The organism is Arthrobacter sp. Cr_A7, assembly GCF_029222765.1.
Classification (GTDB): Bacteria; Actinomycetota; Actinomycetes; order Actinomycetales; family Micrococcaceae; genus Arthrobacter.
Map to the genome: position 1 here is coordinate 1 of NZ_JARHXQ010000126.1, position 17936 is coordinate 17936.

At 66.2% G+C, this 17936-nt stretch carries 15 protein-coding genes, 1 tRNA gene and 1 pseudogene; 10 read left to right on the plus strand and 7 right to left on the minus strand.

Annotated features, from left to right (window positions below; translation table 11 throughout):
- Positions 1-321, minus strand: a pseudogene (locus P2Q66_RS07650) (pyruvate dehydrogenase (acetyl-transferring), homodimeric type); the annotation flags it as partial.
- A 307-nt stretch (positions 322-628) separates the two neighbouring features.
- Here P2Q66_RS07650 and P2Q66_RS07655 point away from each other — a divergent pair.
- The 3 genes from P2Q66_RS07655 to P2Q66_RS07665 are packed head-to-tail and all read left to right on the plus strand — an operon-like array spanning position 629 to position 3778.
- Entirely contained in the window at positions 629-2197 is a 1569-nt protein-coding gene (locus P2Q66_RS07655) for an NCS1 family nucleobase:cation symporter-1 (protein ID WP_275726920.1), read from the plus strand.
- 52 nt (positions 2198-2249) lie between these two features.
- Entirely contained in the window at positions 2250-2993 is a 744-nt protein-coding gene (locus tag P2Q66_RS07660) for an aspartate/glutamate racemase family protein (RefSeq protein ID WP_275726921.1), read from the plus strand.
- A 23-nt stretch (positions 2994-3016) separates the two neighbouring features.
- A complete protein-coding gene (locus P2Q66_RS07665; protein ID WP_275726922.1) occupies positions 3017-3778 on the plus strand; it encodes an SDR family oxidoreductase in 762 nt (253 codons plus the stop codon).
- A gap of 60 nt (positions 3779-3838) precedes the next feature.
- On the opposite strand, the gene P2Q66_RS07670 is transcribed toward P2Q66_RS07665, so the two are convergent.
- Positions 3839-4216 carry a sterol carrier family protein gene (locus tag P2Q66_RS07670; RefSeq protein WP_115524869.1) on the minus strand — a complete coding sequence of 126 codons (378 nt, stop codon included), beginning with the start codon at positions 4214-4216 and terminating at the stop codon, positions 3839-3841.
- A gap of 299 nt (positions 4217-4515) precedes the next feature.
- Here P2Q66_RS07670 and P2Q66_RS07675 point away from each other — a divergent pair, with 299 nt between their 5' ends.
- The 4 genes from P2Q66_RS07675 (at position 4516) to P2Q66_RS07690 (ending at position 10255) form a co-directional block, all read left to right on the plus strand.
- Complete coding sequence (locus P2Q66_RS07675; RefSeq protein ID WP_275726925.1) at positions 4516-5832, plus strand: glycosyltransferase; 1317 nt, start codon at positions 4516-4518, stop codon at positions 5830-5832.
- Complete coding sequence (locus P2Q66_RS07680; RefSeq protein WP_275726927.1) at positions 5829-7691, plus strand: right-handed parallel beta-helix repeat-containing protein; 1863 nt, start codon at positions 5829-5831, stop codon at positions 7689-7691. The genes P2Q66_RS07675 and P2Q66_RS07680 overlap by 4 nt, the downstream gene beginning before the upstream one ends.
- A complete protein-coding gene (locus P2Q66_RS07685) occupies positions 7688-8761 on the plus strand; it encodes a right-handed parallel beta-helix repeat-containing protein (protein ID WP_275726929.1) in 1074 nt (357 codons plus the stop codon). Before P2Q66_RS07680 ends, P2Q66_RS07685 begins: the two co-directional genes overlap by 4 nt.
- A gap of 63 nt (positions 8762-8824) precedes the next feature.
- Positions 8825-10255, plus strand: coding sequence for a UDP-glucose/GDP-mannose dehydrogenase family protein (locus P2Q66_RS07690; protein ID WP_275726931.1), 1431 nt, complete (start codon positions 8825-8827; stop codon positions 10253-10255).
- A gap of 32 nt (positions 10256-10287) precedes the next feature.
- On the opposite strand, the gene P2Q66_RS07695 is transcribed toward P2Q66_RS07690, so the two are convergent.
- Both P2Q66_RS07695 and P2Q66_RS07700 read right to left on the minus strand, forming a co-directional pair.
- Positions 10288-11304: an asparaginase gene (locus P2Q66_RS07695; RefSeq protein WP_275726933.1), complete on the minus strand. Its 1017-nt coding sequence runs from the start codon at positions 11302-11304 to the stop codon at positions 10288-10290.
- 37 nt (positions 11305-11341) lie between these two features.
- A complete protein-coding gene (locus tag P2Q66_RS07700) occupies positions 11342-12916 on the minus strand; it encodes a molybdopterin-dependent oxidoreductase (RefSeq protein WP_275726934.1) in 1575 nt (524 codons plus the stop codon).
- Positions 12917-13015: 99 nt separating this feature from the next.
- On the opposite strand from P2Q66_RS07700, the gene purD reads away from it, so the two are divergent.
- Together purD and P2Q66_RS07710 are read left to right on the plus strand one after the other, a co-directional pair.
- Positions 13016-14332: a phosphoribosylamine--glycine ligase gene (purD, locus tag P2Q66_RS07705; RefSeq protein WP_079597589.1), complete on the plus strand. Its 1317-nt coding sequence runs from the start codon at positions 13016-13018 to the stop codon at positions 14330-14332.
- Between the two features lies 1 nt (position 14333).
- Entirely contained in the window at positions 14334-15272 is a 939-nt protein-coding gene (locus P2Q66_RS07710) for a phosphoribosylaminoimidazolesuccinocarboxamide synthase (RefSeq protein ID WP_275726936.1), read from the plus strand.
- 36 nt (positions 15273-15308) lie between these two features.
- Here the strand turns inward: P2Q66_RS07710 and P2Q66_RS07715 are convergent, their stop codons facing one another.
- The gene (locus tag P2Q66_RS07715) at positions 15309-16574 is read right to left on the minus strand and encodes a helix-turn-helix transcriptional regulator (RefSeq protein ID WP_079597587.1); all 1266 of its coding nucleotides are present in this window, start codon (positions 16572-16574) and stop codon (positions 15309-15311) included.
- A gap of 140 nt (positions 16575-16714) precedes the next feature.
- Here P2Q66_RS07715 and P2Q66_RS07720 point away from each other — a divergent pair, with 140 nt between their 5' ends.
- Positions 16715-16936, plus strand: coding sequence for a hypothetical protein (locus tag P2Q66_RS07720; RefSeq protein WP_079597586.1), 222 nt, complete (start codon positions 16715-16717; stop codon positions 16934-16936).
- A gap of 147 nt (positions 16937-17083) precedes the next feature.
- Here the strand turns inward: P2Q66_RS07720 and P2Q66_RS07725 are convergent.
- Positions 17084-17160, minus strand: a tRNA-Pro gene (locus tag P2Q66_RS07725).
- A gap of 76 nt (positions 17161-17236) precedes the next feature.
- A complete protein-coding gene (locus P2Q66_RS07730; RefSeq protein ID WP_275726941.1) occupies positions 17237-17926 on the minus strand; it encodes a GntR family transcriptional regulator in 690 nt (229 codons plus the stop codon).
- Between the last annotated feature and the right edge of the window lie 10 nt (positions 17927-17936).

The following is a 17936-nucleotide window of genomic DNA, read 5'->3' on the forward strand; positions in this document are numbered from 1 at the left end:
CCGGTGCACCATGACCGCGGCGTTCCACCGCATGTACGCCCGGTAGCGGCGTTCGTATTCCTCGTTGCCCGGGAACGGTGCTTCCTGGTCCACCGGGATGGTGTTCACGTAATCGGTGGTGGTCACCATCGGCACCCCGACGCTCTGCGCGCCGGCGCGCTGCAGCAGGCTCCGCATGATGTATTGGGCACGCTCGGTGCCCTGTTCCCTGATCAACGCGTCCAGGGACTCAACCCACTCGGCAGTCTCTTCCGGATCACGATCAGGCAGCTGGTTAGTCAACCCGCTGAGGATATGGGAGGTATCTTCTCCTGCAGCCACGGGAGCCTCATTTCATCGTCGAATGGCTCATGTTTTCGTATTGTGAGAAAACATTCTTGCTATATGAGATTAGCGAGGCGATGGCAGGAGGGTCAACATCGACGGCGGGGTCCACGCCCTCCTGCGCGGCAAGGACTGCTGCAAACCGATTGTGACTGCAGTCCGTGACAGTCCGTCCTTGACCGCGGGTGACGCAGGTCATACTCTTATTTCACTATTCAATATCTTGATTCCGTATTGTGGAATAACAGAAACGGCCACCAGCGCCGGTCTCACCACCGCGGATCCTCCCAGAATTGAGACCCTTATGCAGACCCCTCCACCGGTGGGTGTTGACGCGGCCGCAGACCTGACAGCGCCGTCAGTCGCCGCCGCACACCCCTCCGTTACAGTTGAAGCCCTGTGCGAATCTGCCAGCACGGCATCCGGCCAGAGCATCAGCCCCACCCTTTATAACGTGGATCTCGCCCCCACCAAGCGCGCCGGCCGCAGCTGGTCCGGCTATAGCATCTTCACCCTCTGGGCCAATGACGTTCACAGCCTCGGCAACTACGCCTTCGCCATCGGGCTGTTCGCGTTGGGCCTCGGCGGATGGCAGATCCTCCTGGCACTCGGCATCGGGGCGGCCCTGCTGTTCGGCCTCCTCAACCTCTCCGGCTTCATGGGCGTCAAGACCGGTGTTCCCTTCCCGGTGATGAGCCGCATCAGCTTCGGAATCAGGGGCGCACAAATCGCCAGCCTGCTGCGCGGCGCCGTGGCCGTGGCCTGGTTCGGCATCCAGACCTACCTCGCGTCCGTCGTCTTCCGCGTGATGCTTGTGGCCATGTTCCCGGCCCTCGCGGAGATGGACAAGGACTCCATCCTGGGGCTCTCCACGCTGGGCTGGATCGCCTTCATCATCCTCTGGGTTGTCCAGCTGGTGATCGTCAGCTTCGGCATGGAAATGATCCGCAAGTACGAAGCATTTGCCGGCCCGGTCATCCTGGCCACGATGGCCGCCATCGCCATCTGGATCTTCATCGAGGCCGGCGGCGCCATCGCCTGGTCCTCGGACAACGCCCTTGAGGGGCCGGAAATGTGGCTCACCATCTTCGCCGGCGGCGCCCTGTGGGTCTCCATCTACGGCACCTTCGTCCTGAACTTCTGCGACTTCACCCGCTCCGCCGTCTCAAAGAAGGCCGTTGTCCGCGGCAACTTCTGGGGTATCCCCATCAACATGCTGGTCTTCGGGGCCATCGTTGTGGTGATGGCCGGCGGGCAGTTCAAGATCAACGGCACCATCATCGAGAGCCCCTCGGACATCGTCCAAACCATCCCCAACACCCTTTTCCTGGTGCTGGCCTGCCTGGCACTGCTGATCCTGACCATCGCCGTGAACCTGATGGCCAACTTCGTGGCTCCCGTCTACGCCCTGACCAACCTGTTCCCCAAGCGGCTGAACTTCCGCCGCGCGGCCATCGTCAGCGCCGTCATCGGCCTGGTCATCCTGCCGTGGAACCTCTACAACAACCCGCTGGTCATCGTGTACTTCCTCGGCGGCCTCGGCGCCCTGCTCGGCCCGCTGTTCGGCGTCGTCATGGCCGACTACTGGCTCATCCGCCGCGGCAAAGTCAACGTCCCGGAGCTGTACTCCGCCTCGCCGGAGGGTGCCTACTTCTACAAGAACGGCGTCAACCCCCGGGCGATCATCGCCATGGTCCCGGCGGCAGTCCTTGCCCTCCTCATCGCATTCGTGCCGGCCCTGGCATCCGCAGCTCCGTTTGCCTGGTTCTTCGCGGCGGGCATTGCCGCAGTGGTGTACTTCTTCATCGCCGACCGCACCCAGAAGCTGGAAGACCACGACGGCGAGTCCATCGCCATCGCCAGCACCCACTGACGGCCCATCCGCGCCCGCCGCGAATGCACCAGCAAAACCCCAAAGGACTTCCATGCGCATCCTTGTAGCAAACGTCAACACCACCGCCTCCATGACGGATTCCATCGCCGCCTCAGCCCGCAGTGTTGCGGCCCCCGGCACCGAGATCATCGGGGTGACACCCCGCTTCGGCGCCGACTCCTGCGAGGGGAACTTCGAAAGCTACCTCGCAGCGATAGCCGTCATGGACGCCATCACCTCCTACCCCGAACCGTACGACGCCGTCATCCAGGCCGGCTACGGCGAGCACGGGCGTGAAGGTCTCCAGGAACTCCTGGACGTCCCGGTGGTGGACATCACCGAGGCGGCAGCCAGCACAGCCATGTTCCTGGGCCACAAGTACTCCGTGGTCACCACCCTGGACCGCACCGTCCCCCTGATCGAGGACCGGCTCAAGCTCGCCGGGCTGGATGCACGGTGCGCCTCGGTGCGGGCCAGCGGCATGGCGGTCCTGGAGCTCGAGGAGGAACCGGAGCGGGCCGTGGAGGCAATCATCAACCAGGCACTGCTGGCGGTCACGCAGGACAAGGCCGAGGTCATCGTGCTGGGCTGCGGAGGCATGGCAGGCCTCGACGAACAGATCCGGCAGCGGGCCGGCGTCCCCGTGGTGGACGGCGTGGCATCGGCGGTGACGATCGCAGAATCCCTGGTCCGCATGCGCCTCTCCACCTCCAAAGTCCGGACCTACGCTGCGCCGCGGCCCAAGACCGTCATAGGCTGGCCGCTGAACAGCACCGCAGTGCCCGCCCCGCTCTAGCACCACATTCCAGGAGAACAGCCTTGAACAATCCCCAACCCGCCGGACGCGTCGCAGTGGTCACCGGAGCGGGCTCCGGCATCGGGCGGGAAGTGGCACGGCAGATGCTGGCCGGGGGGTACCGCGTTGCGCTGGCAGGACGCCGCGAAGCGCAGCTGCAGGAGACAGCGGACGGCCACTCGGACGCACTGGTGGTGCCGTGCGACGTCACCCGGCCCGACGACGTCGGGCGGCTTTTCGAAGCCGCGCGGCAGCAGTGGGGCCGGGTGGACGTGCTCTTCAACAACGCAGGCGTGTTCGGCCCGGCAGCCAGCGTGGACGAGATCAGCGTGGACGACTGGAACGCCACCGTTGCGGTCAACCTCACGGGCTCCATGCTGTGCGCCGCGGCCGCCGTCAGGACCATGAAGGAACAGGAACCCCGGGGCGGGCGGATCATCAACAACGGCTCCATTTCCGCACATTCGCCCCGCCCGCGGACCGTGGCCTACACGGTGACCAAGCACGCGATGACGGGCCTCACCAAAAGCATCGAGCTGGACGGGCGCGGCTTCGGGATCACCTGCGGGCAGATCGATATCGGCAACACGGCCACCGACATCATGGACACCATCGGCGTCGGCTCCGGGGCCCTGCAGGCTGACGGCAGCCGCCGGGTGGAGCCGATGTTCCCGGTGGCGGATGCGGCCCGCGCGGTGCTGATGATGGCGGACATGCCTGCCACGGCCAGTGTGGGCTCGGTGGTGGTGACCGCCGCGGGCATACCGTTCGTCGGCCGCGGCTAAAAGCGCAAGCGCAAGCCGGCGGGGCGGCCAGCCGGCGGGCAGTCAGCTACCGGCAGTCAGCTACAGCGGTAGCAGCTCCGAGAGGTCCGCGCGCAGTCCCGAAGCAGCCACCCTGCCGGCCGCGACAGCGTCCGCCCAGCCCAGCTGGCCGGTCACCATCGCCAGCCAGGTGGCGGCGTCGCACTCAATAACGTTCGGCGGGGTGCCGCGGGTGTGGCGTGGCCCCTCCACGCATTGGGTGACGCCGAACGGCGGCACCCGCACCTCCACCGAGTTCCCCGGAGCCCGGGCGGTGACTTCCTCAAGCGAATAGCGCACGGCAGTGGCCAGGACGGCCCGCGGCAGGGGAGTGTCCGACGGCGGTTCGGCAGCTTTCCGCCAGGCGGCCAGCGCCGCTGCGCCTTCCTCCACGTCAATACGACGGCGGGCTACAGCCATGTTTCGGGCTTCTTTCCGGTAAATATTCTCAGTATGGCCCCTTCAAAACACGAGTAGGGGCTGGCTGAAAAGACGGGTAGTGGCAAAGGCAATTAGAGTATCGCGCACGCTGGCGGAAGAAGAATTTGCCAAGCATGCTTCTTACAAGGCTCATCGCAGAGTCGGCAGCAGTGAGAAGCCCGGCCCCCTCAGCAGGGGCATCAGGGCCCCGCTACCGGCTCCGGTGGCGGGAAGGACCACGCCGCCGGCCGTGCGCCGGCAGTTCCCTCACTGAAATCCACCCCAGCGAAGGACTGCCCATGACTGCCCTATTCCTTGATGTCGACGACGTCTTCGGGGCCTTCACCGCCCGAAGCCTCAACGAGTTCTACACCGAATTTTCCCCCTACTTCCCACTCGCCGTGGCAGGCGTCATTGTCTGGGGCCTCTGGCTGTACCGGTTCATCCTCTCCCACCGGGCCCGGCCTATCGTGACCGGCTTCCGGACGTCCACCTCGGTGGTGGTCCCGTCCTTCCACGAGGACCCGGACATCCTGATGAGCGCCCTGGAGTCCTGGCGGCAGCAGAAGCCGGACGAGATCATCATCGTCCTGGACGTCGAGGACCTCGACGCCTACCAGCGGATCAATGCCCTGGGCGATGACACCATCCGGCCCGTCCTGTTCCACCACATGGGCAAGAGGTCCGCGCTGGGCGTCGGGATGCGGATGGCCCGGCACGAGATCCTGGTGCTGACCGACTCGGACACCTGGTGGCAGCCCGGGCTCCTTGCCAACGTCCAGATGCCCTTCGAAGACCCGATGGTGGGGGCCGTCGGCACCCACCAGAACGTGTACCAGCGGGATACCAGTATCTGGCGCCGCATCGCGGACTGGCTGGTCAACGTCAGGTACCTGGACTACGTGCCGGCCATGGGCCGGGCGGGAGCCGTCCCCTGCATCTCGGGCCGGACCGCCGTCTACCGCCGCAGCGCCGTGATGGACGTGATCGAACACCTGGAAAACGAGTACTTCATGGGCCGCCGCTGCATTTCCGGCGACGACGGCAGGCTCACCTGGCTGGTGCTGGCCTCCGGCTACAAAACGGTCCACCAGTCATCCGCGCGGGCGCTGTCCATGTTCCCTTCCAGCTTCCGGGCCTTCATGAAGCAGCGGGTCCGCTGGAGCCGGAACTCGTACCGCTGCTACCTCACCGCCATTGCCAAGGGCTGGCTGTGGAAGGTCCCGTTCGTCACCAAGGTGACGGTGCTCCAGATCCTCCTGACCCCCGTCACCATGGGGCTCACGCTGGTGTACCTGGTCTTCCACCGCCTTGATCCCACCCCCTTCGGAATCGGGGCCGCGGTCTGCTGGCTGCTGTTGGGCCGGGGCATCCGCGGCGTCTCGCACCTCCGGCGGCACCCCAAGGACTTCCTGATTCTCCCGGTCCTGGCCGTCACCGTGATCCTGGTGGCGCTGCCCATCAAGATGTACGCCTTCGCCACCATGAACAAGCAGGGCTGGCTCACCCGCCACGCCCACCAGACGGGCGGGGACGGCCAGGACGCCCGTACCCTCAGCACCGGGGACAACCTCAGCACCGGGGACAACCTCTCCACAGGGGAGGTGGCGGCATGAAGGCCGCCCGCCCCATCGCGGCCGCCGTCCTCACTGCGGTGCTGGGGACCGCCGGCTTCCTCTACGCCGGCAGCATCCAGGACGGTTCCGGGCCCGAAGCCCTGGGCCGGAACGAGATCGCAGCCAACGGTAACGTGCAGGGCCGGCTCTACCCGGGGAATCCGGCGAGCGAGGCCAGGCTGGTGGAGCAGGAGGACGAGCGCCTGGTCTACGTGCGCACCATCGCTTCCGCCGCCCGCTGGCGCGTGGAAGGACTGGAGGGCCCCTACCGGATCAGGACCGGATCCAGCTACACGCTGGTCCTGCCCGCGCGGGCCGAGGCCTACACAGTGGCGGACCTGCTGGCCCTGGCCCCCAACGCCTTCCGGCGTCTGGACAGCCAGCAGGACAACGGGAACTACCTGCTGTCCGAGTCCATCGCGGTCCTGGCCGGCGCCACGCTGTCCCTGGCCTCGCCGGACCCTGCCCGGCCGCTGAACCTGAGGCTGGAAAGCGGTGCCCGGTCATTCGTCTCCCTGGTGGCCCTGGGCGGGTCGCTCACGCTGGGCGGCACCGACGCAGCGCGCGTCAGTGTCACCAGCTGGGACAGCACCAAGGGCGGCCCGGACCGGACCACGGTGGACGGCCGCGCCTACATCAGGGTGGTGGGCGGCCACGCCTCCTTCAGCCATTCGGACATCTCCGAGCTGGGTTTCTGGAGCGGCAACACGGGCGGCTTGTCCCTGACCGGAACCGAGGCGGTGGGCACCTTCAGCGATGAACAGCCGACGCCGGGGGAGACGGAGGCGGCAAGCGGCGGCGCCCGCCTTCTTCCGGAAGCGGAACTGGCAGCCCTGACGCAGGAATCCGCGCAGGACTACAGCCTGGTCACGGCAGGCATCGAGAACGTCCGCCTGCGCAACAACGCCTTCGGACTCTTCGTCACCAACGCCCGGGACATCGCCGTACGGGACACCAGCATCACGGGAAGCCTGGTGGACGGGCTGGTGCTCCACCGGTTCGTCTCCAACGCCACCATCACGCGGACCGATTCCTCCGGGAACGCAGTGGACGGCTTCAGCGTGGGCCGGTCAACGCAGGGGGTCACGCTGGACGGCATCAAAGCCGTGGCCAACGGGCGCAACGGGGTATCAATGGACGGCCGCCCGCTCGCGGACGGGCCAAACGCCGTCGGGACCGCCGTGAACGCCTATGGCGGAAACACGGTGGCCGGGGGCACTTTCGAAGGCAACGAGCGCTACGGCATCGAGGTCATCGGCGGCACGTCGCTGGCCGTCAGGGACAACCGCGTCAAGGCCAACGAGGTGGGGATCGTGGCCGCCGACGGCGCCAAGGGCGTCACCATCACCGGCAACACCCTGCTGGACAACGCCCGCCAGTCCATCGCGGTGCGCGGCGGCGGCTCCACGGCCCGGGTCAGCGGCAATTCCATCACCGGCGGTGACACCGGCATCTACGTCAGGGACGCCACGGCTGACGTCAGCGCGAACACCCTGGACCGGATCTCCAACCACGGCATCACCCTGCTGGGTGCAGTCGATAAAACGTCCGTGGCCGGCAACACCGTGGGCGGCAACGGGTCCAGCGCCATCTGGACCGAGGCATCAACCGGTGCCATCCTTGGCGAGAACGACGAGCTCTCCTGGGTCCCCGCCTACACAGTGGAAAGGGTGGTCAAGTCCGTGTTCCAGCCCCTCACGTTCATCTGGTTCGTGCTCGCCGCGCTGCTGCTCATCACCGCCGTCGCGCGGGGAAGGAACGCCCAGGGCGTCATCCGCAGCCCCTACGCCGACCACGTCCCGCTCACCTCCCTGGGCAGGGGAGTGGTGGCGTACGACGACGAGAGGCAGCTGCGGTGACCGGCCGCCGGATCCGGATGGGCGCCTGGGCCGTGCTCGCCGTCGTGATCGTTGCAGTACTGATGGGAGTTTTTGCCATGATGGGATTCCAGGAGGAGACGCCCCAAGGGGACATCCCGCCATCATCAAGGCCGGCAGCAACGGAACCCGGAGCTGCACCACCTCCTGCCCCGGGGGTGGCACCAGCGGAGTGCCCCGCCGGCACCGCCGTCTCGACGGCGGCCGAACTGACCGCAGCGCTGGCAGCAGCCGGTCCGGGTGCCGTGATCCGGCTCGCGGACGGCGTCTACGTCGGCAACTTCCGGGCAACCGGGGCCGGGACGGCAAGCCAGCCGATCACGCTCTGCGGCGGCCCGGGAGCGGTCCTGGACGGCGGCAGCACCGAGGACGGCTACGTGCTCCATCTGGACCAGGCGTCCTACTGGACCGTGCAGGGCTTCACCGTCCGGAACGGGCAAAAAGGGATCATGGCTGACGAAACCACGTTCTCCCTGTTCCAAGGCCTGACCGTCGAGAACACCGGCGACGAAGCCATCCACCTGCGCAGGTTCAGCTCGGACAACAAGGTCACCGGCAACACCATCCGCGGCGCCGGGCTCCGGAAACCCAAGTTCGGTGAGGGAATCTACATCGGAACGGCGGAGAGCAACTGGTGCGACGTCAGCGCCTGCGAACCGGACAAAAGCGACCGCAATGAAATCCGAGGCAACACCGTCTCGGACACCACCGCGGAAAGCATCGACATCAAGGAAGGAACCTCGGACGGGCTCCTGCTGGAGAACATCTTCGACGGCTCGGGCATCACCGAGGCCGACTCGTGGGTGGACGTCAAGGGCAGGGGCTGGCGGATCGAAGGAAACACCGGCAGGAACTCACCCCAGGACGGGTTCCAGACGCACGAGATTATTGATGGCTGGGGCACGGAGAACGTCTTCCGCCGGAACGTCGCGGAAGTCAACGGGCCCGGACTCGGCTACTCACTGAAACCCGCGCGCGACAACGTGGTCGACTGCAGCAACACAGCCTCGCAGGCGGAACAGGGCCTCTCCAACATCCCCTGTACCAGCTAGAGGACAACGCCGGCCATCCGGCGGACTGCTCACTCCTCCACTAGAGACGGAATCGAGAAACCAATGAACAACCTTCCTTCCTTCAACGCGCCCAAAATCACGGTGGTCGGGACCGGCTACCTCGGCGCGACACACGCCATTTGCATGGCGGTCATGGGCTTCGACGTCCTGGGGTTCGACGTTGACGAGCGGAAAATTGCCCGGCTCTCGGCCGGCGAGGTGCCGTTCTACGAACCGGGGCTCCCGGAGAAACTCCACGAGGCGCTGGCCTCGGGTCGGCTGAGGTTCACCACCGACCTGGATGAGGTGACGCAGTTCGGCGACGTGCATTTCATCTGCGTCGGAACACCCCAGGCCCCCAACTCGACAGCTGCCAACCTGACCTTCGTGGATGCGGCCTTTGCCGGGCTGGCCGCACGGATCACCCGGAAAGCGCTGCTGGTGGGAAAGTCCACGGTGCCCATCGGCACAGCGGCACGGCTGGCCGGCATGGTGGCGGACATCTCACCGCTCGGGGCGGACCTCGAAGTGGCATGGAATCCGGAATTCCTGCGCGAAGGGTATGCCGTGCAGGACACGCTGCACCCGGACCGGCTGGTGTTCGGCGTGGCATCAGCCTGGTCCGAGTCCATGCTGCGGCGGGCGTTTGCGCCGCTGCTGGCGGACGGCACACCGCTGATCGTGGCGGACATGCCGACGGCGGAACTCGTCAAGGTGGCGGCCAACTCCTTCCTGGCCACCAAGATTTCCTTCATCAACGCCATGGCCGAAGTCTGCGAGGCCACCGCCGCCGACGTCAGCACGCTGGCCAAGGCACTGAGCCTGGACGACAGGATAGGCGGCAGGTTCCTCAAGCCGGGCCTGGGGTTCGGCGGCGGCTGCCTGCCCAAGGACATCCGGGCCTTCAAGCACCGTGCTGAGCAGTTGGGCGTGGGCCAGGCCGTCAGCTTCCTGGGCGAGGTGGACTCCATCAACAACCGTCGGCGCGTCCGCACGGTGGACCTGGTGCGGGAATTGGCCGGCGGCAGCCTTGCCGGGGTCAGGGTGGCGGCACTGGGCGCGGCCTTCAAACCGAACTCGGACGATGTGCGGGACGCTCCGGCCCTGGACGTGGCCCGCATGCTCTACCTGGAGGGGGCGGTGGTGACGGTGTACGACCCCGAAGCGAACGCCAACGCCCACCGGCTGTACCCGGACCTGAACTACGTTGACTCCCTGGCCGCGGCCGTGGAGGGCGCGGACGTGGTGGCACTCCTGACCGAGTGGGATGAATTCCGCTCCGCCGGCCCGGATTATCTGGGCGGACTGGTGCGGCACCGCCGGATCGTTGACGGCAGGCATGCCCTGGATTCCGGACTGTACGTCTCGTCCGGCTGGGAGTACCGGGCCTTGGGCCGGCCCTACCAGGCTGCGCCCTACGGCACGGCGCCCTACGGGACTGCGCCTGCGGGGCAGGCTGCCGTTGCGGACGCGGAGCTGAAGCGGCCGGCTTAGCCGGGCGCGGCCTGCGCGTCAGTCAAGGCGCCTCAATCAAGGAGCGCGGAAACGGCCGGGCCCAGGCGGATCTTGCCCACCGGCCGTCCGCCGCCCGTCACCGGCTCCACCACTTTTTCCAGGACGCTGGCAACACCGGGGATTTCCACCGCGCCGGCAGCGGCAAGGAGCGTCAGGGCCACCAGCGAGGTGGCCCTGACGTTGCCGTCCAGGATCTTGATGGCCACGGAGACACCCTGCGGGGTGGCCATGGCCAGGACGCCTTCCGCCCCGATTTTGGCAATGATCTCCAGCTCATCCATCACCAGCGTGTTGGCCTCGCCGCGGCCCTGAACGGCCCACGGATAGTCCAGCATAGATGTTGCGATCGTGGCGGCGCGGGCACTGTAACTCTGGTCGCCCGGGGCCTTTGCCAGCTGGGAAAACCCCCTGGCCAGGCCCTTCAACGAGACCGCCGCCACCGGCGCCCCGCACCCGTCAATGCCCAGGTGGGCGATCTTCTCGCCCGTGTACTCCTCGATGACCGTACGGACCCGCTGCTGCAGGGGATGGTTGGGCTCCAGGTAGCTGTGGGTGTCCCAGCCGTTCTCGGTGCAGGCCCAGAGGAAGGCCGCATGCTTGCCTGAACAGTTGAACGCCAACCGCGACTTGCCTTTTTCCGAGCGCACCAGCCAGTTCCGGGCCGTCTCGTCCTGCGGCCACGCCTCGGGGCACTGCAGCTGGTCCTCGCGGACCCCGGCTGCCTTGAGCATCCCGGCCACCACGTCCATGTGGTCCAGCGAGCCGGTGTGGCTGCCGCACGCGATGGCCACCTGGGCTCCGCGCAGCGGGACACCGGACTGCATGGCGGCGAGGGCCTGGAACGGCTTCAGGGCCGACCTGCCGTAGATGGGCGTATTGATGTCGCCCAGTTCGGTCACCACGGAACCGTCGGCGGACAGGAGGACGGCTGAACCGATGTGCCGTGACTCGACAAAACCGCTGCGCTCGATCACGGCCAGTTCGACGGCGGAGTCCACGGTGAAGGTGGCATGCGGGTTGTGCGGCATGCTGCCCAGTCTAGGGGCCGCCCCTCGGAATCCGGCGCTACTCCACCGTGACCATCACGGACTGCCAGCCGGACGCGCCGTCGGGAACAGGATCAGCACGCTGGTCCGTCTGCACCTCACCGGTCCCGTCGGTGGCCCGGACCTTGATGTAGTGGGCGCCGGGGGTGGCATCCCACTGGTAGGACCACTGGCGCCAGGTGACCAGGGACGCCTCGGTGGAAAGCTCGGCCTCTACCCAGTCTGCGTTGTCGATCTGGATTTCCACCTTCGTGATGCCGCGGGTCTGGGCCCAGGCTGTGCCTCCGACGGCAACTTGTCCGGCCGGTACCTTGGCGAAGGACTTGGGGACGTCCACCCGTGCCATCGTCTTGATGGGGCCGCGTTCGGCCCAGCCCCGCTCGGTCCAGTAGGCCTTGCTGTCGGCGAACCGGGTGACTTCCAGGTCAACCACCCATTTGGTGGCGGAGACAAAGCCGTACAGCCCCGGAACCACCATCCGTACGGGGTAGCCGTGCTCCAGCGGCAGCGGCTCGTCATTCATGCCGATGGCCAGCATGGCGTCGCGGTCATCCTGGAGCACTTCCAGGGGCGTGGAGGCGCTAAAGCCGTCAATGGACGTGGAAAGCACCATGTCCGCACCGTCCGTGGGCCGGGCCCGTTTGAGGACTTCGCGGAGGGGCAGGCCCAGCCATTTGGCGTTGCCGGCCAGGTTGCCGCCCACGGGGTTGGAGACACAGGTGAGGGTTACGTGCGATTCGATCAGGTCGGCATCGAGCAGGTCCTGGAAGGTGAGCCGCACTTCCTCCTCCACCAGCCCGTGGACCCGCAGTTCCCAGTCGTCAGCGTTGATTTCCGGAACGCTCAGTGCGGTATCGATGCGGTAGAAGTCGCCGTTGGGCGTTACCCATGACGGAACGCCCGGCACTGCTGCCTGGACGCCGGCGGGTACGGCAGGTGCGGCGCTGACCGGGGACGGCAGCTTGAGGGCCTCCCGCGCCTGGGCAATATTGCTCCGTGCGGCACCGAGGAGCCGTCCACCCGTTGCCGCGATCCCGGCGGCCGCCGCGGTGATGCCGGCCGCGGCAAAAAAACGGCGCCGGCTGGTTCCCGGACGTCTGTCTTCTACTGCTGTGTCCGCGGGCGCCTCCGGCCACGCCTTCATGGTCCGCAAAGGCCCTGTCAAACGCCGCAGGGCTACGAGGCCGGCGAACGTTCCGAGCACGCTGGGGAGCGCATCCACCGGATTCACTCCGGCACGGGTCACCACGCTCGCCACGATAACCGTGCCCATAAAGAGGACGCCCAGGACGCCCAAGGCCCACCTGCGGTAGGCCACGACGCCCAGGACACACGCGAGCACGGCGATGGTGAGCCCCATGCCCGCAAACAGTGCGGCCTTGTCATTCGTGCCGAACGTGGCGATGGCGAAATCCTTCAGCCAGGACGGGGTGAAGTCGATAAAGGTTGATCCCAAGGCGAACAGCGGGGTGGCCCGCGCGGTGAAGAACGCACCGATCAGCTCCGCAACGGCGAGGACGACGGCGGCCGCCACCACGCCGGCCAGCGCGGCCAAAGCGGTGGGACCCTGGAGCCAGTTTCGGAGCTTTTTCATGGTTGTTGTTCGGAGCGGGAAGGGCTGCGGATTGTCACTGCAGGTTGGAAGGGACACAGCTTAGGAGGGGGCAGGGTGCACAAAGTACCCTTGGAGACTGTGAAGGTACTCGTCATTGGCCCCGGAGGCCGCGAACACGCCATTGTCCGCTCCCTGCTCGCCGACCCCAACGTGTCCGAAGTCCATGCGGCGCCCGGCAACGCCGGCATCAGCAAGCTGGTCCCCACGCACAACATCAACGGCAACGATCCCGACGCCGTGGCTGCGCTCGCCACCAAGCTCACTGTTGACCTGGTGGTGGTGGGCCCGGAAGCTCCGCTCGCCGCAGGCGTGTCCGACGCCGTCCGTGATGCCGGAATCCCCGTGTTCGGGCCCAGCAAGGCCGCCGCCCAGCTGGAAGCCTCCAAAGCGTTTGCCAAGGAGATCATGGCAGAGGCCGGAGTTCCCACGGCGATGGCCATGGTGGCCACCAACGCCGACGAAGCAGCCTCCGCCCTGGACACCTTCGGCGCCCCCTATGTGGTGAAGGACGACGGCCTCGCTGCCGGCAAGGGCGTGGTGGTTACCAGGAACCGCGGGGAAGCGCTCGCCCACGCGCAGTCCTGCTTTGACGCCGGCGGCTCGGTTGTCATCGAGGAGTTCCTGGACGGGCCGGAAGTCTCCCTGTTTGTGCTTTGCGACGGGCACAACACGGTTGCCCTGTCTCCGGCGCAGGACTTCAAGCGCATCTTTGACAACGACGAAGGCCCCAACACCGGCGGCATGGGCGCCTACACACCCCTTGAATGGGCCCCCGAGGGCCTGGTTCAGGAGGTCATTGACCGCGTGGCCCAGCCCACCGTCAACGAGATGGCCCGCCGCGGCACCCCCTTTGTGGGCGTCCTGTTCGTAGGGCTCGCCCTGACCTCCCGCGGCACCCGCGTCATCGAATTCAACGTCCGCTTCGGCGACCCCGAAACGCAGGCCGTCCTCGCCCGGCTCAAAACGCCCCTCGGTTCCCTGCTGCTCTCAGCCGCCAAGGGCGAACTGGACAAGGCAGAGGAGCTGCGCTGGGCGAAGGAATCTGCCGTCGCCGTCGTCGTCGCGTCCGAAAACTACCCGGACACTCCCCGCACCGGCGACCGGATCCGCGGGCTGAAGAAGGTGGAAGCGCTCGAAGGCGTGCATGTAATCCACGCCGGAACGGCCTTTGACGAGGAAGGCAAAGTGGTCTCCGCCGGAGGCCGTGTGCTCGCCGTCGTTGCCCTCGGCAGCGACCTGGTGGAAGCGCGCGAAAGGGCGTACGACGGCGTGGAGCTGGTGCAGCTGGAGGGCTCACAGTTCCGCAGTGACATCGGCGGCAAGGCGGCGCGCGGGGAGATCAAGGTTCCTTCCGCGGCCACTGCTTCCCTGCCCGTAACGAAAGCGAAGGCCTAGCATGACGGAAACACCAGCCCCCCGCGGCTTCAGCACCACAGCACTCGACCTGCCGGGCTGGAAGCACGTCTACTCGGGCAAGGTGAGGGACCTCTACGAACCGGCCGACGAATCCATCGAGCAGCGGATTGGCCAGGAATGCGTCCTGGTGGTCGCCAGCGACCGCATCAGCGCCTATGACCATGTGCTGGCCAGCGAGATTCCGGACAAGGGACGCATCCTCACGCAGCTGAGCCTCTGGTGGTTCGACCAGTTGGACGTGGAACACCATGTGCTGGCCTCCACGGTGGAGGACGGGGTCCCGGCCGAGGTTGAGGGCCGTGCCATGATCTGCAAGAAGCTGGACATGTTCCCGGTGGAATGCATCGCACGGGGCTACCTCACCGGTTCCGGCCTGCAGGAATACAAGGCGTCCGGAACGGTGTGCAGCATCCCGTTGCCCGAGGGCCTGGTTGACGGTTCGCGGCTGGAGCAGGCCATCTTCACGCCGTCGGCAAAAGCCGAAGTGGGCGAACACGACGAGAACATCACCTACGATGCCGTGGCGGCGATCGTGGGGGACGATATCGCCGGCCGGCTCAAGGAGCTGACGCTGAAGATCTACACGACGGCCGAAGACATTGCGCGGCAGCGCGGCATCATCCTCGCCGACACGAAGGTGGAGTTCGGCTACGACGCCGTCTCCGGCTCAATTACCCTCGGCGACGAGGTGCTGACGCCGGATTCCTCACGGTTCTGGGATGCCGCCACCTACCAGCCGGGCCAGGCGCAGCCGTCCTACGACAAGCAGTATGTCCGGGACTGGCTGACATCGGCGGAATCGGGCTGGGACAAGTCCTCTGATACGCCGCCACCGGCGCTGCCTGCTGAGGTTGTTGAGCGTACCCGCAGCCGCTACGTCGAGGCCTACGAGAAAATCACCGGGAAAACCTTCGCCTGACGGAGCCCCAGCTCCTCCCGGCGAACGGCGTTGTAGCTAGCTGGCCTTCGCGGCGGCTGCCGCGCGCTTTTGGGCCAGTTTTATTTCCAGGACCGCGTCCAGTGCCTGCTGGACGCGGTCCCCGGCGCCGGCTGCGCTGAAGGCTTTCTGCGCTTCCTGCAGGTGCACCAGGGCTTCGTCCGGCTCGCCTGCTGCCTTGAGGGACTTGCCCAGGAGGAGTGAAACTTCACCGGCGGTGTGCTTGGCGAGGGCGTTGCGTTCAGCGTGGATCTCGCGCAGCTTCTCGACGGCGGCGACGATGTCCCCGGTCAGGTACAGCCACCGGGCGCGGATGAAGGCGACTTCCAGTGCGTCGCCCTTAGTGCCGCTGACGATCGAAAAAGCGAGTTCAGCACGCTCGATGGCAGAGAGCGTTTCCGGTTCCACGATGCCTGCCGTCAGCCTCACGGTGGCCGAAGCCTTGTTGAACCGGGCCCACAATTCAATGTCGTTCGCCGGCGACAGCAGCTTGGCCGCACGCTCGTGGTGTTTGACGCCTTCCGCATAGTCGTGCCGGATAAAGGCGACATTTCCGATGACCCAGGCCACTTCACCGGCGAGCTGGGACATGGACGCTTCATCCACTTTGTCACTCATGATCTCGCAGTAGCGCCAAGCGTCATCCAGCCGTCCGCTTTCCGCCAGGGCTGCTATCAGGGCACGGAGAGCACCCACGATGATTGTGGAATTTCCGGGAAGCTGTTCCGAAAGTTGCACTGCTTCCAGGGCCTGGTCCACTGCGAGTGACAGCTTGCCTTGGCGTTGGAAAACCGTGGCCAGCATTTGGCGGGCCCGGACACCCAGTCCTGCGGACTCCCTTGCCATCGGATGTTCCAGCAGGCGTTCCACGATCTGCTGGCATTCCTGCAAGTCATCGTGTTTCAGCAGGCATTCCGCCTGCATGTACGTCATGTTCCACCAGGCGCTGGTGTTGCGGCCTTCGAGGGCGATCTGTGCAGCTGTAGCAGCATGGCTTGCAGCGAGCGGATAGTCACGAAGGTCCCAGGCCTGGCGGGCGTAGAGACCTGCCAGGACATATTCTGCATCGCTGACTGAGATGGGTTGGCTCCAGGCTTCCAGCGCTTTGGGTGCCAGGTCCAGGCGACGGGCGAGTTCCTCGATGACCTCCGCTGTCGGCTCCCGACGTCCGGTTTCGAGAAGCGAGATGTAGCTGGGGGAATACAGGTCCTTGCCCAACTCGGCCTGAGTCAGTCCACGCTCCAGTCGTTCCGCACGGAGCTTTTCCCCGAATCCATTGCCCACGGCACTCCTCCTCTTCTGGTCCTGATGGGGACGGTTCCTTTCGCAAGGCTTGACAAGCCCTGTGGAAAACATTTTACAATGTATGTCAACAAGGGCTGTGCTGGCTTTGTAACGAATCCGACTCGCATTAAGGAACTCACATGTTCAAAAAGATTGCCGCCGCGGCTGTCTTGGCTGGGGCTTTGGCGTTCTCCGCGGTGGCTCCGGCCACCCTCTCCGCAGGTTCCGTTTCCGACACCTCGGGTATCTCGTCAGCAACAGGTATTTGGCCCGATCCCATGTCCTCCAAGCAGGGCAAGGACAAAAAGAGCAGCGACACCACCTACACCACATACACGGGTATCTGGCCCGACCCGATGTAACAGCACCCCTTAAACAGGAGGCATGAAAATAACCCCGGAGCTTCTGCTCCGGGGTTATTTTTTGTCAAAGGGCCCGTCACGGTGCGGTGCCGAGACCAAAGCGAGACACAAAAAGAGGGCCTCCGCAAGGAGACCCTCTTTTCGTTATGGTCGGGATGACAGGATTTGAACCTGCGACCTCTTCGTCCCGAACGAAGCGCGCTACCAAGCTGCGCTACATCCCGATCCGCTGCGAAAGCAACTTTACAAGGATAGCCGATCCCGGGTCCCGATGTGAAATCCTGACCGCAGCCAATCACATCAGCGGCGCCGGCGGCGCGCCACCGGCTCCTTCGGCAGCCGCTGGGCGAGGCCGGGGAGTGACGCGGACCGGCCGCGCTCGACGTGGGCAGTGGCCAGTGCGGAAGCGAGCGCCACCTGGCCGGAGGTGATGGCGAGGACCAGTTCCTCGTGTTCCCGCCACATGGCCTGGGTGTCCCGCTCGGGTGTCAGCCGGAACAGCCAGCGGACCCGTCCGTTCATCAGGCTGGTCATGCGCCGGAGCAGGTGGTGGTCCGCCAGCAGGACGATCTGCTCATGGAGGTCCGAGTTGCGGCCGGACGATTCCTCGCCGGGTGTCCCGCTGCGCGCATACTCCAGGGCCTCAAGCAGTGGGGAAGCATCGGCTCCGGCAGCCACCTTCCTGGCGGCGCAGGCAGCGGCCAACGGCTCCAGCTGCATGCGAAGGTCGAACACTTCCTCGGCGTCCCGCAAGGTGAACGTATGGACCACTGCCCCACGCCGGGGAGCGGTGGTGATGAAGCCTTCAGCCTCGAGCAGGGGCAGGGCCTCGCGCAGCGGGATCCGGGATACCTCGAATTCCGCGGCGAGCTCGCGTTCATTCAGCCGCCCGCCCGGCGGGAGTTCGCCCGAGATGATCCGCTCGCGCAGGACCTCGGCCACCTTTTCGGACAGCGGCCCGCGCGGCAGCAGCGGGCTGGGTGACTCCATGGGTGCTCCT

What these genes read in the sequence shown, in the direction of transcription:
- P2Q66_RS07710 (WP_275726936.1), top strand. Translation starts at nt 14,334, where the DNA reads ATGACGGAAACACCAGCCCCCCGCGGCTTCAGCACCACAGCACTCGAC.
- P2Q66_RS07730 (WP_275726941.1), bottom strand. Translation starts at nt 17,926, where the DNA reads ATGGAGTCACCCAGCCCGCTGCTGCCGCGCGGGCCGCTGTCCGAAAAG.
- P2Q66_RS07670 (WP_115524869.1), bottom strand. Translation starts at nt 4,216, where the DNA reads ATGGCTGTAGCCCGCCGTCGTATTGACGTGGAGGAAGGCGCAGCGGCG.
- P2Q66_RS07675 (WP_275726925.1), top strand. Translation starts at nt 4,516, where the DNA reads ATGACTGCCCTATTCCTTGATGTCGACGACGTCTTCGGGGCCTTCACC.
- P2Q66_RS07700 (WP_275726934.1), bottom strand. Translation starts at nt 12,916, where the DNA reads ATGAAAAAGCTCCGAAACTGGCTCCAGGGTCCCACCGCTTTGGCCGCG.
- P2Q66_RS07680 (WP_275726927.1), top strand. Translation starts at nt 5,829, where the DNA reads ATGAAGGCCGCCCGCCCCATCGCGGCCGCCGTCCTCACTGCGGTGCTG.
- P2Q66_RS07660 (WP_275726921.1), top strand. Translation starts at nt 2,250, where the DNA reads ATGCGCATCCTTGTAGCAAACGTCAACACCACCGCCTCCATGACGGAT.
- P2Q66_RS07655 (WP_275726920.1), top strand. Translation starts at nt 629, where the DNA reads ATGCAGACCCCTCCACCGGTGGGTGTTGACGCGGCCGCAGACCTGACA.
- P2Q66_RS07690 (WP_275726931.1), top strand. Translation starts at nt 8,825, where the DNA reads ATGAACAACCTTCCTTCCTTCAACGCGCCCAAAATCACGGTGGTCGGG.
- P2Q66_RS07720 (WP_079597586.1), top strand. Translation starts at nt 16,715, where the DNA reads ATGTTCAAAAAGATTGCCGCCGCGGCTGTCTTGGCTGGGGCTTTGGCG.
- P2Q66_RS07695 (WP_275726933.1), bottom strand. Translation starts at nt 11,304, where the DNA reads ATGCCGCACAACCCGCATGCCACCTTCACCGTGGACTCCGCCGTCGAA.